Below are 16,408 nucleotides of genomic sequence, written 5' to 3'. Positions count from 1 at the left end.
GTCCTTGAATATCTGCAAGATTGTTGTTAAAGCATAGTTGTAAAACTTGGAACCAATATAACTAAAGCGAACCTCAAAAGGTAGTCCGAAAGGGGCCCCCTGTGAAAGTTTCACCGGAAATTGTTAGCCTGATCCCTTACAAGCCAGGGAAGCCAATCTCAGAAACTCAGCGAGAATACGGACTTACAAAAGTCATCAAACTTGCGAGCAACGAAAACCCACTAGGCCCAAGTCCCAAAGCAATCTCTGCAATCAAGAATCTTTTACAGCAATTGCATCGCTATCCAGATCCGTCAGCGTACGAATTGCTCCAAGTGTTGTCTAAAAAATGGAACTTTCCGACGAACCAATTGGGCTTCGGCAACGGCTCTGATGAGTTGATTGATCTTCTGACTAGAATTTACTGTGAGCCTGGAGACGGCGTGCTGACTTCGGTTGCGGCGTTCTCAGCATACGAGATCAGCGCACAGGCGAACCGTGCTAAAGTCCACACTGTTCCATTAACGTCCGAGTACAAATTTAATTTAAAAGCGATGGCGGATTATTTCTTCGCTCATCCGGAAGCAAAAATCCGTCTTATCTTTATCGCAAATCCCAACAATCCAACGGGAACATATGCGACCCGTGCGGAAGTGGCTGAGTTCATGTCTCGCCTTGGAAATCGCGAAGACGTGTTGGTTGTTTTTGACGAAGCTTACAATGAGTTTGTCAGAGCAAAAGATTATGCAAACGCAGACGAATTTATGCGTCAGTACTCCAACGTTGTAGCCCTGAGGACATTCTCGAAAATCTTTGGTTTGGCAGGTCTTCGCTTAGGTGCGATGGTGGCCCCTAAGGAAGTCATCGAAGTTTTCAATCGCGTGCGCAAGCCTTTTAATGTCAATGATTTAGCACAAGTCGCGGCTGTTGCTGCTTTGCAGGATCAGGAATTTATTGCGGCATCGCAACAGATTGTGTGGAAAGGACTTGATTACTTCTACGAGAAGTTACAAAAAATGGGGCTGCCTTTTATAGAATCCCAAGGTAATTTTGTGATGTTCGATACTCTTCGCGACGCGGCTCAAGTCAATGAGTCTCTTCTACGAAAAGGGATCATCATGAGACCGATTAAGAACTACGGCTTTGCCACGCACTTGCGTCTGAGCGTTGGTCTTGAGGATGAAAACCAGGCAGCAATGAAGGCGTTGGAAGAAGTTTTAAAAACTATTTCACCAGTAAAATAGTCGAACACAGATTTAGGAATGAAATGGGAATGGTAGTAACAATCGACGGACCTGCAGCCTCTGGAAAATCCACCGTAAGCCGCCAACTTGCTCAGCGTCTTGGCTGGCAATGGGTTTCTACGGGTGCGTTTTACCGTGGCTTGGGCTATGCCGCCCTTCATTCGAATATCGATATCACCGATGTGAAAGCTTTGATGGACCTAGCTCATTCTGACAAATGGGCGGTGAAAATGGCTCAGAGCCGCACTCAAGTTTTCTTTGAAGGCCAAGATGTGACAGACGAAATTTCTCACGAAGACGTCGGCAACATCGCTAGTAAAATCTCTCATTATCCTGAAGTTAGAAAAGCCTTGCTCGATGCTCAACGCAATTGCAGCGCCGGCCCTCAGGGGCTCGTGGCTGAGGGCCGTGACTGTGGCACTGTGGTGTTCCCACAGGCTCAAGCGAAGATCTACCTGACGGCTTCGAGTGAACACCGCGCGGCTCGCCGTGCGACGGAACTCGGACTTGATCAAGAGAAGATGCAAGAAGAGCAAAAAGTCCGCGATCACCAGGATTCCACTCGTAAAGCGGCTCCGTTGGCCGTTCCTGAAAACGCGCTTGTTGTGGACACCACTGAGCTGAACCTCGATGAGGTTGTGGCGAAAGTTGAAAACTTCGTCCGCGGGAAGATTTAGTTAATCTCTGCTCATAATTTATAGTTTGGTAGTGGCTCCGCAGGTATTTCTGCGTCCATGCAATCGAGGCTTCCGCCTCGAGCTCCGCTTCCTGACGGCCGTCCGGGCCGTCAGGTTCCCGTACACTAGGACCCTTCGAGTTGTTTGTGCACGGCCATCGCTGTTCCTCTCACTGGGCGAACGTGTCTCAGAATATTTTAAGTCCGCAGTTCTGACGACGCGCCATAAGATCGGGACAACTTGTGCCGATTTCGTAATAATTCCGTTGCAGAAAATTCACAATAATTGATAGCTAGAGCCATCTCATCTTGTTGTCCCGGAGGGTTCTGTGCGTTCTTTGTTGATTCTTCTTTCTACGGTTTCTTTCTTAGCTGCTTGTTCACCTGAAAATGGCATTCGCGTGCATGCAAATCCTCAGCAGGATTCTTTGCAAGATGTGGCTTCTCCAGATGAAGTCGCGGCGGAGCTCGGCCTTGAACAGCCGACTATAGAAATGGACCAAGTCCTGCCGTTGTCACTTGAGCAGCACAATAAAACAGCGAAGCTCGATCTGCTCCAGTACTTCCCAGTTGTGGTGGTTGTGAATAAAGCGGTGAAGGGTCCCAGTGCACAAACGATGAAGCTCTATCATCGTGGTGTTTTGATGAATACGTTTAAGGTTTCTACCGGCCGTGAAAAAGATGAAATCGCGAAAAGTGGTCGCAAGTATTTCTCGGTAACTCCAGTGGGCTGGTACGCGCCAACGCAGACTTTTGAAAAGTACTGGTCAAATACGTGGCAAGCCTGGATGGAATACTCTGTGTTCTTCGTGGGTGGGATTGCGACTCACGCGACGACTCCGGATCATTATAAAGAGCTCGGCTCACGCGCGTCCGGTGGCTGCGTTCGTCTTGAAAAGAAGAACGCGAAAATCGTTTATGATCTCGTTCTTGGCGAAGGACAGGGCGAAGTCCCTGTGTTCACCCGCGAAGGTAAAATCGCAAAAGATCTTTGGGGCAACGTAAAGACTAAAAAATCCTGGAACACGATCATCATTGTTGAGGACAACAGCGCCGAGTAACCGGCGCTTAGACCGCCCCCGGAGGCGGTGTCAGCAGCCAGAACGCGAGAGAACTTAGGACGGCGATGATCAGCGCCCCTAAAAAGGCCGTGCCCCAGGAGTTCACGGCAAAGCCCGGCGTCAGCGCTGCGCACAGTTTTAAAATTATCGCGTTGATCACCCATAGGAAAAGACCCAGGGTCAGCAGGGTGATTGGCAACGTCAGCAAAATCAAAATCGGTTTTACTAGCACATTCGCGCAGCCAATCACAAACGCCGCCAAAAGGGCGCTTCCGAAACTGCGCACTTCGAATCCTGGCAGCAAGTACGCGGTCCCCATTAATACCAAAGCTGAAACGATCCATTGAATTAAAATACCAGACATGGGTCCTCCTTAATATTTTTCGGCGAGCTGAAGCGCGCGAGCCGCCAGCACCGTTGTATAGGAACTTGATCTCCAGACAACTGAAAATCGCGCCTGAGCCACGGCCGAGAAAAACACCTGGCCTTTCCAGTATAAATTTCCATTTTCATCACGCCGAGATGTGCTGAGGAGATACTCGATACCACCGCGTACTTTGCGGCGATGTTCTGGGTTGGCGGGGTTTCCGAGCATCATCAGAGCGTTCAGAGCTAAAGCCGTTGCGTGAATGCGGTCGGGTCTATTTGGCGGAGAGTTGCTCCATGAGCCATTCGGGTGCTGAGTGTCCAGCACATACTGCAGAACTTTGGCTTCGTAACTTTGCAGGCAGCGTCCGCCAAGATTTCCAATCTCTGCGACCTGCACGGTCAGCTGATAGTTGCTTGGGTAATAGATGCCGCAAGTGCCAAGTTGATTGCGGTCGATGGAGTCTTTCACCAGCCTGCAGGCTTCTTCATAGCCAGGGGTGCGGGTTTTTCCTTGCGAGGCGAGCAGCTTTAAAACATTGGCATTGACCACGCAGTCAACGTCGTTGGTGCCGAAGGGAATGCGCTGGCCGAGTTCGGGATGACCGAACTTGCGTGGCATCTGAGGATCTTTTTCGTCCATCAACCAGGTCATGAAGGCGCCGGAGTTAATAATACCTAAATCCTTATCATAGTAGTGCGGCTTACGATCGAGATCGCGGAAGCGCGCAAACGCCGCCATCACTTTGTCAGGCACTGGTCTCCGCAGTGCCAGGTAAGTGACGGAGTTGGTATCGGCGTCCGGTGGAACATTGGCCAGGCCGCGGAGGTAGGGAGCTAGATAAAAATTCCTTGGCCCGCGCACCCAGGCTCCGTTGCGTTGGCGGAGGGGGTAGAAATTGTAGAATGGCGGGTCCGCGTGGGCCGGAAAGCCCGCCATCGCCCGGTTGATAAGGGGATTGATTTCATTTCGGTACTCAGGTCCGTCCTCTTCGATTTGGCGAAGGACATTAATAATCGTCGAGGTGGTAAAGATCGTGGCTTCGGGATAGGGCTTTCCCCAGCGGCCGACGCCCAGGAGGCTTGGGGCCAAGATGGCCGTCACGACAGTGGGCCACTGGCCGGGCTCGTAAGCGCCTTTGGTTTTGGCTTGAGAACTCTCTAAGTGCTTGAGGGCAGAGAGGATTTCGGTCCGGTAGCTCCGGGCCTGGGCCGTCACGGCAGTCAAAATCAGGGCGGTTGTCAGAGTTAGAAATCGCATTTCTTGTGTTTACAGGAAGGCTGTGAACCCCTCTGGAATGGCTGATGAAATTAAGACGTAAACGTCTAACAACGCAGAGTTTAACTTTCCGCATTGACTCAATGATATCGGGCCTATACAACCATTCTTCAATAATTAAACGGGTAGGACCCGGCAAGCCTTTAAACACCCAGGGCAAGCCACCGAGAGGACCTATTTCGTGGGAGGTACATATTATTACTATGGGGAAACAATTAAACAAAGCCGCTCAAGAAAAGCAGAAAGTTCTAGCTTTCTTGGACGCAGAAGATTCTAAAGTTGCTGCTAACCCAGGAATCTACGGAAACACAGACAAAGGCGAGTTCACTTCGATTTTCGAAGCGTCCATGAAAGACCAAGATTTCAAAATCGGTGACGTTGTTACTGGTAAAGTTGTCGAAGTTCAATCTGACTACGTTCTTGTCGACATCAACTATAAGTCTGAAGGACTTATTGCAATCAACGAATTCCGCGTTGTTGACGGCGTACGTGAAGTAAAAGCCGGCGACACTGTAGAAGTGTTGATCGACCGTATCGAAAACGAAAACGGTATGATCGTTCTCTCTAAGGACAAAGCCGACATGCTTCGCGCTTGGTCTGATATCTCTAAAGCAGCTGAGAACGAAGAAGTTATTGAAGGTACTGTTGTTGCTAAGGTTAAAGGCGGCTTGAGCGTTGATATCGGCGTTAAAGCATTCTTGCCTGGTTCACAAATCGATCTTCGTCCTGTTCGCAACATGGACGTTTACATCGGCAAGAAGTACAAATTCAAAGTTATCAAGTTCAATAAAAAACGTGGCAACATCGTTCTTTCTCGCCGCGCTCTTCTTGAAGAAGAACGTGACAGTCTCAGAGCAGAAACTCTTGATACTATGAAAGAAGGTTCAATCGTTACAGGTCTTGTTAAGAACATCACTGATTACGGTGCGTTCATTGACTTGGGCGGTATGGACGGTCTTCTCCACATCACAGACATGTCTTGGGGCCGCGTAAAGCACCCTTCAGAATTGTTGAAAGTGGGCGACGAAATCCAAGTAAAAGTATTGAAATACGACCAGGAAAAAGAGCGCGTGTCTTTGGGCATGAAGCAATTGCATCCTGATCCTTGGGAATCTGTAAAAGCATCTTACCCTCCAGGCACTAAGCTTAAGGGCAAAGTTGTTTCATTGGCTGAATACGGCGCATTCGTAGAACTTGGTGAAGGCATCGAAGGTCTTATCCACGTTTCTGAAATGTCTTGGACTAAGCGCGTGAAGCACCCATCTCAAGTTGTAGCGGTTGATCAAGAAGTTGAAGTTGTCGTTCTTGAAGTAGACACTGAAAACCGTCGCATCAGCTTGGGCATGAAACAACTCCAAGCTAACCCTTGGGTTGAGTTGAAAGAATCTTACGCTCCAGGAACAATCATTGAAGGTGAAGTTAAGTCTGTTACTGACTTCGGTATCTTCATCGGTATCGAAGAAGGCATCGACGGCCTTGTTCACATCTCTGACTTCTCATGGACTAAACGTGTAAATCACCCTAACGAACTCTACGCTAAAGGCCAAAAAGTTCGCGCGGTTGTTTTGGGCGTAGACATCGAGAACGAAAGATTCTCTTTGGGTATCAAACAGCTTGAGTCTGACCCTTGGTCAAACATCGAGAACAAATACGCTATCGGCACACAACACGATGTTAAAGTAACTAAAGTCGCTGACTTCGGTGCTTTCGTTGAGTTGGAATCTGATATCGAAGGTTTGATCCACATTTCTGAGCTTACAACTGACAAAATCAACAGCACTGAAGAGTTCGTAAAACCAGGGACTGTTTTGAAAGCAGAAGTAATCTCTATCGATAAAGACGCTCGTAAGATCGGTCTTTCTTCTAAACTTGTTAAACTCCGTGAATCAAAAGCGGACGTTGACGATTACGTGAAGAAAGCGACTGCGACATCTAAGTCGACTTTGGGCGATTTGTTCGCAGATCAGCTCAAAAACATGAAAACTGATGGTAAAAACTAATTAGTTTTCTTGCGCTAAGCAGCACGAAAGGGAGTCCACATGGACTCCCTTTTTTTTTGGCTGCTAGAATAGACTCCTTAATGGAGTTCCTATGAAAAATCCTTTCGTACGTTTTATCATTGTTATTCTTGTGATCGTTGGTCTTGTGAGCACTGTGAAATGGATCAGTGGAATGGTTGGCTCGAAGTCTTCTGAAGAAGCGATGCTGGTTTCTAAGAACAGCATTCTTCAATTGGATCTTGAAGGCGTGATCATGAACGGCAAGAAGTTCCTGAAGAAGCTCAAAAAATACAAAGATGAAGATAAGATCAAAGCGATCGTTATCAATATCAACTCTCCGGGCGGAGCGGTTGGTCCTTCACAAGAGCTCTATGCTGCGATCAAAGCGTTGAAAGAAGAAACTAAAAAACCTGTGATTTGTTCTTCATCGGGATTGCTTGCGAGTGGCGCTTACTACACGGCGGTTGCGTGCGATAAAATCGTGGTGGCTCCGGGGGCGCTGGTGGGCTCGATCGGCGTGATCATGGAGTTTGCGAATCTTGAAAAACTTTATGACTGGGCAAAGATCTCTCGCTTCTCGATCAACTCCGGCAAGTTCAAGGACTCGGGCGCTGAATACCGCGCGATGAGACCCGATGAAAAGGCTTTGTTCCAAGATTTGATCAACGACGTTTATGGTCAGTTCAAGCAAGCCGTGATTGACGGACGTAAGATGAAAGACGAAGTCGTGAGCCAATATGCTGACGGACGCGTAATGACCGGTAAGCAAGCTGTGGCTTTGGGTTTTGCCGATCAATTGGGAACTCTGGATGATGCCATCAAGGTGGCGGCAGAAGCGGCCAATCTTGGGACGGATTACAAACTTTTTGAAGCGCCTAAAAAGAAGCCAAGCTTCTGGGATTTGCTGGAGCAACAAGATGACGATGACTTGAACTCTGCTGAAGAGGCGGCTCGTTACTTCTCGAAGTTTTCAAGCGATAAAGGAATGGAGGCGTCCATTCGTAAGGTTTTGCGCGTTCAAGGTTTGAATCAGCCGATGCTGATTATGCCGGGATTCTGGGAGTAAGTTTTGGCAAAAAAGAAAGCCGCAAAGAAAACATCTGCGAAAAAGACAGCAAAGCCGGTTGCAGTGAAAAAGCTTCAGCCGCCGAAAGAGGCTTTCTTAAAAGTAGCTAAAGATCTTTGGCCGATGGAACGTGATGTGCTCTTTCGCCCGGATCGATTTAAGTACGTCCGTAAATTGATGAAGCCGGAAGGCTGCGTTTTTTGTAAAGCCGCCAAAAGCGAGCCGTCTTTTGAAACTCTTTGTGTCTATAAATCGAAATATTCGATGATTGTGTTGAATAAGTTTCCGTACAACAGCGGGCATCTTTTGATCATTCCACTAAAGCACGAAGGCGATCTTTTGGCACTTAGCAAAGAAGCTTATGCAGATTTGAACGATACTTTGCGTTTGGCGATGAAGGCCTTGCAAGACACCTATCAACCTGGTGGAGTCAATGTAGGCCTGAATCATGGCGCAGTGGCAGGGGCCGGAATTCCGGACCATTTACACTACCATTTGATTCCGCGTTGGGCGGGGGATCTGAATTTCTTCCCGTTGATTGCCGAGACTAAGGTCGTTGTTGAAAGTCTAGAGCAGACGTATGACCGCCTTTTGAGTTATTTTACTAGGAAGTCGTAGAGGAGAATCTCCATGAATCGTGGACCACAAATGAGCATGGCACTTCCGTTCACTCCAGTCGTGAAGTGGCTGGTGATTGTGAACGTGGCAATCTGGTTTGTTTTCCAGGTTTTGGTGGAGGGCTTTTTCAAAGTTCCTTTCACACATTATCTGAGCCTGGTTCCGGCGCGGGTTATTTTTGAATTCCACGTTTGGGAACTTTTCACTTATATGTTCCTGCACTCGATGCAGATCACGCATATCCTCTTTAACATGCTGATGCTCTGGTTCTTTGGCGCCGAATTGGAACAGCGCTGGGGCGGGAAGTACTTCCTGTTCTTTTATCTGTTTACAGGGATTGGGGCTGCGATCTTGTATTGTGGCGGGATGGCGGCTTATGCGGCGGCGACGGGCTCCCAGGCGGGGTTGATGGTACCGGTGGTCGGGGCTTCGGGTGCCATCTTTGGTTTGATGCTCGCTCAGGGGATCTTGTTCGGCGAGCGTATTATCTACTTCTTCATGCTTTTCCCAATGAAAATGCGCTATTTCGTAATGGTGATGGGGGTGGTTCAGATCGCTTCCATGCTGACTTCTGGCGTCAGCGGCGGGGAAGTGGCTTATTTGGCCCACATTGGGGGCTTAGCTTCGGGCTACGTGGCTTTATTGCTCATGAGCCGCATGAAGAACTACGAAAACTTTAAAAAGAGTAAGAAGAAGGGCCGTAATCTGCGTCTTGTAGTAGACAATGAAAATCCGAAAAAATCGGATAATGGTCCTAGATATTGGAACTGAATTCTTATATATAATGGGTCTTTGATAAGGAGTCCGCTAATGTCTCTAGCTAAAGCAATGAAGAACTTGAAATTCGATAAACGTTTGACTGAATGGTATATCAACAACGGTCAGTTGACGAAAGAAGAACTCGAAGCTTACTTGAAGACTTTGCCTGATATGGCTCACAATATCGATTTGTCTGAAGACACTGACAGCGAAAGCCAAGAACAACACTAGTTCTTTCGTTTTTAAGTGATCATAAAAAACCCACGTTTATAGCGTGGGTTTTTTATTTTGGTCTGGCTATTTTCCGATAACTAGCAAGCACCGCTAACGAAAGTGAGTTCGTAGATCACTTTGGTTTTAACGTCGATCACGTAGATCGTTGCATAGCTCACGCCGCAAACACCTGAGCCGCCAGCATTGTAGCCGAATACGGCGCCTTCTTGCGAAAGTTTTTGAAGAAGAGTTTCTGCTTGTGAAGTGATGAGGTTGTAATCGCCTTTGCTTAGATCTGGCTGAGAAGCATCCAGCAAACCGTAGATCGCATTGAGAGTCGCTGTTTCAGTCGCAGTACCATAACCGTTACCGTCAGCGTATTCAATACTGTCAACATTCTCAGAGAATTCAAAATCCTCATCGAGTTGAGAGATTTTATTTTCTTTCATGTAAGCTTCTTCGATCAATGCACGAGCCGTTGTGCCTTTTTGCAATTTGTAAGTATAGACACCGCTGTCAGTGATTTTTGCCAAAGCTTTTACAAGAGTTTCGATATTGTTTGCTGGAGTAGCGGCTTGAGCAGAAGTGAAGCCTGCGAAAGTAACAAGAGTCAGAGCTAAAATTTGATTAAAAAGTTTCATAAGTCCCTCACGTGTTTTGTTGATGAGGGACCTTTTATCAAAGGGCGATGTGGATATGAAATGAATAGAATTCTATTTGTTATTCAATAAAAGAATAATACTAAAAGCAGTCATTTGAGTTCGCAAACATCACGGCTTCGCCGGATGAGAGCTTCACGAGGATCACGGCGGTCATCCAGCCTGTCTGACCATCCAAATAGTCGCCAAATAGAACATAGTAGTTTTTAGTGTCTTTCTGAACTTCGCGGGCAATGGCCGTGCTTAACTGGGCAACGCCGTACTTATCGACGAGGAGGCGGTTTCTATCCGCCAGCAAAGTGATCTTCTCGTTGATATCTTTATAGGTCAATTTCACGGCATTCAACTTCAAGTCTTCATCCTGATTCAGGGCCGCCAACTCAGCGCCGATGCCATGGATCCAAGTGCGGAGGCTTTTTGGATTCATATTATCTTGCGGGCCACGGAACGTGAGGGCTTCGCCACAAGAATTCTGGTGAGTTGAAAGTTTGTGGGTATTGATCAAGCCGACACCGACGTCGCGGATGTGGATGAGGTTTTGATCTTTAAGATCGGCGGCATGAACTTCGAGGAAATCTTGGGTCACTGCTGCGTGAGCCTGCAAGCTCAAGAGAGTGAATGCGAGAGCTAAAAATTTCATAAAAAAACCTCCTAGAGGTCGGTGGAAAGGTTCCACTTTCTAGGAGGATTCTATGCGAGTTTCAACAATAAATTAGTTGGTAGGAGCGGCGGGTTGTGTGGTCGTAGAAACTGTTGAAGCTGTATTGGCAACACTCTCTCGAACTGGCACCCATTCTTCACGGATGATTTTATACCCCGAGTCAGCTTTGACTGCATAGAGCGTTTTAACTCCGAAGTCGGCGTGACCATTGGATTCGTAGCGTTGGAAGGTCTTCACGATGAGCTGATCTTTGTGAAGTAGCAAGAAGGGTTGAGAGAGCTGAACTTTGATGTATTCGTACTGATTCTTTAGTTTGTTCTTATGGGCTTTCCAGCTGTCATAGTTAAAGCCAGGAGCTTTGAACTGAGCATCATAGTATTTCATGTACTCATCAATGTTCTGGGACTGCCATGCTTTTCTCCAACCCTCGATGAACTCGTTCAAAGCGACACGGCGCTTGTCGTGTTCTTCTTTGGAAACGTAGCTGACTTTATCGAAGATCAAGATCGGAGTCTCTTTGAGCTTGATATATTCTTTGAGCTTACGGATCACTTCGTTACGAACTACCACGCAGCCGCGGGAGCCGCGAGTCAATGGAACCGTGTCGGGAACGGCATGGAGCCAGATCCCAGAGCCGGTTTTGCTGTCACGGCGGTCAAAGATATTTGGGTAGTCTGTGGTGAAAGCCAATTCGCCGTAGAGGTTGTAAGGAATTTCAGGCTGGTTCAATTTCTTTTCGAAAAAGTAGATCCCCTCTGGAGTGCGGAAGTCATCGCGCTTGCTTTTGTTGCCGGCTGCTTTTCCCATATCAGACGGGAAGTCGAGGATTTTCTCGATGGTTTCGCCTTTGCGCTCGTAGACTTGGAGATGGCGTTCTGATTTGTCGACCAGGAACACGTATTTGCTAAAGGCCTCGGTGCTTGAAATCTGCAGAAGGTCTGAAGGAAGCAGGTCCGTGTTTGTCTTGTTTTGAGAAATGGGTGCGGTTTCCTCAGCGGCAAAAGCTGACGAGGTAACAAGTCCCCATGATGCGGTTACAGCAACGCACGAAATAATCCCGGTATAGAATCTTCTGGTCATATATAGATATTAGAATGATTCTCTCAAGGTATTGTCAATACTGCTCTATCAGAGGCCCAGGCCTGTTTAAAGTTTCGACAATTTCTGTTAAATATTTTTGCTTAAAACCAGGCCCTAGGTTGTTAAGACCTAGGTCACGAACGCCGATATAATCCTTAGGAAACGAGGATTTTATGGCAGAGAAAAAAGACGAAGCACAGCAGCCTGAGAAGCCAAAAAATACCGGTATGATTCTGACGGCGATCTTCGCGGTGCTGAATTTAGGTGTTTTAGGTGGCGGAGCCTTCTTGGTCTATTCTTCCACAATGGCGTGGGAGAGCCCTAAAATCACGGAAGCTGCTTTGGAAGCAGAGATGTCATCAAAGTCCGAGGATGAGCGTTACGCTCCGTATATCTTCACAATGGAAAAGTTCACAGTGAACCTGGACGGAGAGCCTAAGCGCAGTATCCGCCTTGAGGTCAGTTTGCAGATGCTCGGCAAAGAGGGTTACGAGGAAATCATGAGCCCCGACAGCCGCGCGAAGGCCCGTGACAAGATCGTGCGTGTTTTGAATGATAAGACCTTCAATGAACTCGAAAGCATTCAGGGAAAACTCTTCCTCAAAGATACCATCGCAATGGAAGTAAACAGCATCCTCCATGAGGGTGTCGTGAAAGATGTTTTCTTCTCTGATTTTGTCGTTCAGTAGAACGCAGGTTATCTGGTTCAATAGACTCGGCTTTAGGCCCGCCAGCTTCCTGTAAAATCATTGCCTTTGATTCGGGACTCCTTAAAATAAATACATTATTGGGAGTCCCTATGAAACACCTTGTTTGGTCTGTTCTTTTCTTTATGCTTTCCTTGGCTCACGCACAAGAGAAAGACAATCTGAAAATCAATCTGCCGGTGACGAAGTACAAGCTGCAAAATGGCCTGACTGTTTTGTTGCATGAAGATCATTCGGTACCACTGATCTCTTACCACACATGGTACAAGGTCGGCTCGCGTGACGAGGCTCCGGGTATTACGGGCTCTGCTCACATGCTCGAGCATATGATGTTTAAGGGATCAAAGAACTATCCTGGCAAGTCTTTCGACCGCATCTTGCATGAGAACGGCATCGTTAACAATGCGTTTACTACTTACGACTACACTGGATTCTATGAGACTTTGCCAAGTTCAAAGCTTGAGATGATGATGCAGATCGAAGTTGATCGCATGAGCAACCTGAACCTGAATCCGGATGATCTCCAGAGCGAACGTGAAGTCGTGAAAGAAGAGCGTCGCTGGCGTATTGACAACAACCCGATGGGCTTGTTGATGGAAACAGTGATGGGCACGGTGTTTAAGACTTCGAACTATCGCTGGCCGGTGATTGGGACGATGAAAGATATTTCTGACTACAAAATCGAGACTCTCAGAAATTTCCACAGCACTTACTATGTGCCGAACAACGCGATCTTGGTTTTGGCGGGTGACTTTAAAACTTCTGAAGCAAAGAGATTGATCGAGAAGTATTACGGCCCTGTGGCCTATCGCCCGATGCCTCGCCGTGAGTATCCGCGCGAGACGACTCAAGATACGCAAAGAAATGCGAGCGTGAAAAAAGACGTTCAAGGGATTTCATTCACGGTGGCTTTCGGTGGTGTGCCGAATGCGCATCCGGATATGTATGCTTTGGATCTTGCCGCGAACATTCTTGGCAATGGCAGCTCGAGCCGCTTGTACAAGCGCCTTGTCTATGCAAAGCAAACGGCGACATCCGCCTATTCGTATGATTCCACTATGCAAGACCAAGGTGTCTTTGCCGTGGGTGTGAACTTGAAGCCAGGTGTAGCAATGCAAGAAAGCCTCGATCTTGTGTATCAAGAAATCTGGAAAATGCGTAATAAGCTTGTGACCGATGAAGAGCTTGCAAAAGCGAAGACTCAGGTCATGAAAGAAATGGTCGATGGTTTGACAACAATCGACGGCAAAGCGCGCGCTTTGGCGGTGAATGAGATCATGACGGGTTCGTACGAGAATCTCTTCAAAGATCTGGATAAGTACAATGCTGTCACTGCAGAGCAGGTGAAGGACGTTTCTAATAAATACCTCAATCAAAATCAAAGATCGATCGTCGTTCTTGAGCCGAAAGCGAAGAAGGAGTAGTCCATGAAACAGTTTGCAATAAAAACTCTTCCAAGCTTGATGGTCGTAACGACATTGGCGGCTTGTGGTTCTGCTGAAAAGAAAACCGAGATTGTGAATAAAGAAGAAAAGCCTGCCGTGGCCGCTTCTGCGGGGAGCTTTAAACTCCGCCCGATGCGCGAAGTGCAACTTGAAAACGGCTTGCGCATTCTATTTATCACGGATAACACTTTACCGCGTGTGAGCATGACAATGCTGGTGAAAGTAGGAGCCCGTCAAGATCCACAAGGCAAGGAAGGTCTCAACAATTTGGCAGCCCAGTTGCTTGAGCAGGGGACCCAGTCTAAAAACGCCACCGTGGTGGCCGATGAGCTCGGTCAGCTCGGAACTGAAATTAATATCGAGCCAAGCAATGACTTCACAGTGATTGCGATGGACGCGTTGGTGAACTCTTCAGATAAGCTTTTGTCTTTGTATTCCGACATCGTAATGAACCCGGCGTTCATGGATGCTGAGGTGGCTCGTGCGAAAGCTCAGACGATCGCTCAACAGCAGAAGAAGGTGGATAACCCTTCTGCTTACGCGAACGACGCGTTTGATGAGTTCTTGTTCAAAGGTCATCCATATGCAAATGATGTCACGGGAACTCCGGCTTCGGTGAAAAAGATCACGAAGCAGGATATTATCCGGCACTACTTGAATAACTATCGTCCAAACAATGCACAACTTGCCGTGGTGGGCCGCTTTGATAAGGCTTTCGAGGCAAAAGTGGGCGAGGCATTCAAAAAGTGGTCAGGTAAGCCGATCCGCGATTTCACGACACCGGAGTTAAAGCCTATCGAAGGTTTGGAAGTCAAAGTGCTGAGCAAGCCGGGCTTGCAGCAGGCTCAAATCCGTATCGGTGAGTTCGGTATTCGCCGTAACGATCCGGACTTCTTGAAATTGCGTTTGGCGAACGTGGCATTGGGTGGAGAATTCGGTAGCCGCTTGAATCAGCATGTACGTGATGATCTCGGTTTGACGTACTCTATTTACTCTTACTTTGATGCTCGTGCCGATCGTGGCGCGTTTGCCATCAATACATTCACGAAGAACGAAACGATCGGCAAAACTCTCGACGAGAGCTTGAAGGTCTTTACTGACTTTGTAGAAAAGGGTCTGACTGAAGCTGAGTTTAAAGCATCCAAAGAGCAAATGCTCGGTCAATTCCCACGTGCGATCGAGACTGCGGACCGCTTGGCGTATAATATTTTGATCTTGAATTACTATGGCGTTCCACTCAGTTACTTGCAGGATTTCAATAAGAATGTCGCTGCGATGACATTAGCGGATGTAAACCAGACAATTCAAAAGCATCTGGATGCAAAGAAGCTCCGCGTGCTTGTCTATGCTGACGAAAAGAAAGTCGGCGATCAGCTGAAGGAATACAAACCAGTTGTTGAAAAAGTGAAATAGTCGCGAATAATTTTTTAGATTTTAATGAAGCCCACATCTTGAAGAGGTGTGGGCTTTTTTATTAGAACACTTCTGAGCAGTTCAGCGCAGAGGCTTTTGTTTTCATGCCGGTTCTTTGCATCCAAGAGAGGATGAAGGCCTTCGAGGTTTCAAGACGGTCACCCGCAAACTTCGTGAAATCCAATCTGAAAATATAGTGGCGCTTTGTTTCGTTTGTGAAAACGAGGATCGCGCCGATTGCTGGTGGGAAGCTCATGCCCGTTGAAGCCGCCCAACCGAATTGGTTCGTGCCTTGGCGGAAAACTCCGGCCACGCCACCGTATGAAGTTTCTGTGGTTTGTGTTTTGAAGTGGCCTTCGCGCAATTCATAAACCACTCCGTAAGTGCCGGCTGCAGAGACTTCCAGCATGCCGGTCATAGTTGATTTCAATTTCTCTGTATCAACGAAGACGTCGAGAACCCAGTGGGGACGTCCGTCTTCTTTCATCGTGCGGGAAATGCCAACACCAAGACCAAGCAAGTAAGCGAAGCCTCCGGTTTTTGGAATAAATTTTCCGAGCGAACGGGTTTGCAATTTCTCAACGATTTTTCTCGGCAAGGCAAGGCCCCCAGAAACTGAGAACATCACAGCAACGCCCGCGGAGTTGCTATTGGCAATCAGACGGGAAGAGTTATAAAACTTGGTATTTACTTCTGCCAAAACCTTATTCACAAACTTCGGTTTCAAGCGCAAGAAGAGAAGCGCTTTTGCCATTCTCTCGAGGAACTTTTGTTTTTTACCCAAAAAGGATTGCAACTCCGGCTCAGAAAGACTCGAAAGTTTTTCGAGAAGCTCGGCGCTCACAGGCGCGCGAGGGACATAAAGATCTTTCTGATCGCGAGCGGTGTTCATTTCTTCGCGTAAAGATTTGAGCAGTTGTTCCTTGGTGCCGGAGGTATCTGTTTCACCGTCGAAGTCTTTAGGGTCGTAAGTAAATGCAAAGTCCTGATCCAAGAGTGCAGGATCACTGGCTTGCAGGATGTCTGATGCCGGCGAGGTCTCGCGCACATTGGTCACAATGAGGTCCTGGTCGGTAGACTCTGAATTGTGGAGTGTTGAAGCCATCACAGGGCTTGTGAAGGCCAAAAGCAAAGAAGCCATTAGGAAAGTACGTACTTGGAAAAGCATAACGATACCTCGTT

17 protein-coding genes are annotated in these 16,408 nt (G+C 47.5%); 11 read left to right on the top strand and 6 right to left on the bottom strand.

All coding sequences use genetic code 11. The features are described 5' to 3' along the window. Positions 1-101: 101 nt before the first annotated feature. The 3 genes from JSU04_12100 to JSU04_12090 all read left to right on the top strand — a co-directional run bounded on the left by JSU04_12100 (position 102) and on the right by JSU04_12090 (position 2,960). Entirely contained in the window at positions 102-1,223 is a 1,122-nt protein-coding gene (locus JSU04_12100) for a histidinol-phosphate transaminase (protein ID MBS1971046.1), read from the top strand. Positions 1,224-1,246: 23 nt separating this feature from the next. Next, positions 1,247-1,900 (top strand): (d)CMP kinase, encoded by a 654-nt coding sequence (locus tag JSU04_12095; GenBank protein MBS1971045.1) that lies wholly within the window; start codon positions 1,247-1,249, stop codon positions 1,898-1,900. A gap of 328 nt (positions 1,901-2,228) precedes the next feature. Next, the gene (locus JSU04_12090; protein MBS1971044.1) at positions 2,229-2,960 is read left to right on the top strand and encodes a L,D-transpeptidase; all 732 of its coding nucleotides are present in this window, start codon (positions 2,229-2,231) and stop codon (positions 2,958-2,960) included. A 7-nt stretch (positions 2,961-2,967) separates the two neighbouring features. Here the strand turns inward: JSU04_12090 and JSU04_12085 are convergent, their stop codons facing one another. Both JSU04_12085 and JSU04_12080 read right to left on the bottom strand, forming a co-directional pair. After that, positions 2,968-3,324 (bottom strand): phage holin family protein, encoded by a 357-nt coding sequence (locus JSU04_12085; GenBank protein MBS1971043.1) that lies wholly within the window; start codon positions 3,322-3,324, stop codon positions 2,968-2,970. Positions 3,325-3,333: 9 nt separating this feature from the next. Then, positions 3,334-4,587, bottom strand: a complete 1,254-nt coding sequence (locus tag JSU04_12080; protein MBS1971042.1) for a hypothetical protein — start codon at positions 4,585-4,587, stop codon at positions 3,334-3,336. A gap of 221 nt (positions 4,588-4,808) precedes the next feature. On the opposite strand from JSU04_12080, the gene JSU04_12075 reads away from it, so the two are divergent. From JSU04_12075 to JSU04_12055, 5 genes are all read left to right on the top strand, one after another. After that, on the top strand, positions 4,809-6,605 hold the full coding sequence (locus tag JSU04_12075) for a 30S ribosomal protein S1 (protein ID MBS1971041.1): 1,797 nt from the start codon (positions 4,809-4,811) through the stop codon (positions 6,603-6,605). 91 nt (positions 6,606-6,696) lie between these two features. After that, the gene (sppA, locus tag JSU04_12070) at positions 6,697-7,671 is read left to right on the top strand and encodes a signal peptide peptidase SppA (protein ID MBS1971040.1); all 975 of its coding nucleotides are present in this window, start codon (positions 6,697-6,699) and stop codon (positions 7,669-7,671) included. Between the two features lie 123 nt (positions 7,672-7,794). Beyond that, a complete protein-coding gene (locus JSU04_12065) occupies positions 7,795-8,289 on the top strand; it encodes an HIT domain-containing protein (protein MBS1971039.1) in 495 nt (164 codons plus the stop codon). A gap of 30 nt (positions 8,290-8,319) precedes the next feature. Then, positions 8,320-9,060, top strand: coding sequence for a rhomboid family intramembrane serine protease (locus JSU04_12060; GenBank protein MBS1971038.1), 741 nt, complete (start codon positions 8,320-8,322; stop codon positions 9,058-9,060). Between the two features lie 39 nt (positions 9,061-9,099). Next, a complete protein-coding gene (locus tag JSU04_12055) occupies positions 9,100-9,279 on the top strand; it encodes a hypothetical protein (GenBank protein ID MBS1971037.1) in 180 nt (59 codons plus the stop codon). Between the two features lie 80 nt (positions 9,280-9,359). On the opposite strand, the gene JSU04_12050 is transcribed toward JSU04_12055, so the two are convergent. From JSU04_12050 to JSU04_12040, 3 genes are all read right to left on the bottom strand, one after another. Continuing rightward, positions 9,360-9,902, bottom strand: coding sequence for a hypothetical protein (locus JSU04_12050; protein ID MBS1971036.1), 543 nt, complete (start codon positions 9,900-9,902; stop codon positions 9,360-9,362). 100 nt (positions 9,903-10,002) lie between these two features. Further along, positions 10,003-10,560 carry a hypothetical protein gene (locus tag JSU04_12045; protein MBS1971035.1) on the bottom strand — a complete coding sequence of 186 codons (558 nt, stop codon included), beginning with the start codon at positions 10,558-10,560 and terminating at the stop codon, positions 10,003-10,005. Positions 10,561-10,632: 72 nt separating this feature from the next. Beyond that, positions 10,633-11,661, bottom strand: coding sequence for a L,D-transpeptidase family protein (locus JSU04_12040; GenBank protein ID MBS1971034.1), 1,029 nt, complete (start codon positions 11,659-11,661; stop codon positions 10,633-10,635). Between the two features lie 173 nt (positions 11,662-11,834). On the opposite strand from JSU04_12040, the gene JSU04_12035 reads away from it, so the two are divergent. The 3 genes from JSU04_12035 (at position 11,835) to JSU04_12025 (ending at position 15,226) form a co-directional block, all read left to right on the top strand. Beyond that, a complete protein-coding gene (locus JSU04_12035; protein MBS1971033.1) occupies positions 11,835-12,350 on the top strand; it encodes a flagellar basal body-associated FliL family protein in 516 nt (171 codons plus the stop codon). A gap of 110 nt (positions 12,351-12,460) precedes the next feature. After that, a complete protein-coding gene (locus JSU04_12030) occupies positions 12,461-13,792 on the top strand; it encodes an insulinase family protein (GenBank protein ID MBS1971032.1) in 1,332 nt (443 codons plus the stop codon). A gap of 3 nt (positions 13,793-13,795) precedes the next feature. Then, a complete protein-coding gene (locus tag JSU04_12025) occupies positions 13,796-15,226 on the top strand; it encodes an insulinase family protein (GenBank protein ID MBS1971031.1) in 1,431 nt (476 codons plus the stop codon). A 61-nt stretch (positions 15,227-15,287) separates the two neighbouring features. Here JSU04_12025 and JSU04_12020 read toward each other — a convergent pair whose 3' ends face one another. Then, positions 15,288-16,394 carry a hypothetical protein gene (locus JSU04_12020; GenBank protein ID MBS1971030.1) on the bottom strand — a complete coding sequence of 369 codons (1,107 nt, stop codon included), beginning with the start codon at positions 16,392-16,394 and terminating at the stop codon, positions 15,288-15,290. Positions 16,395-16,408: the final 14 nt, after the last annotated feature.

It is taken from the genome of Bdellovibrionales bacterium, assembly GCA_018266295.1.
Classification (GTDB): Bacteria; Bdellovibrionota; Bdellovibrionia; order Bdellovibrionales; family Bdellovibrionaceae; genus JACMRP01.
The sequence above is the reverse complement of the archived record's forward strand: the minus strand, read 5'-3'. Positions and strand labels throughout refer to the sequence as shown.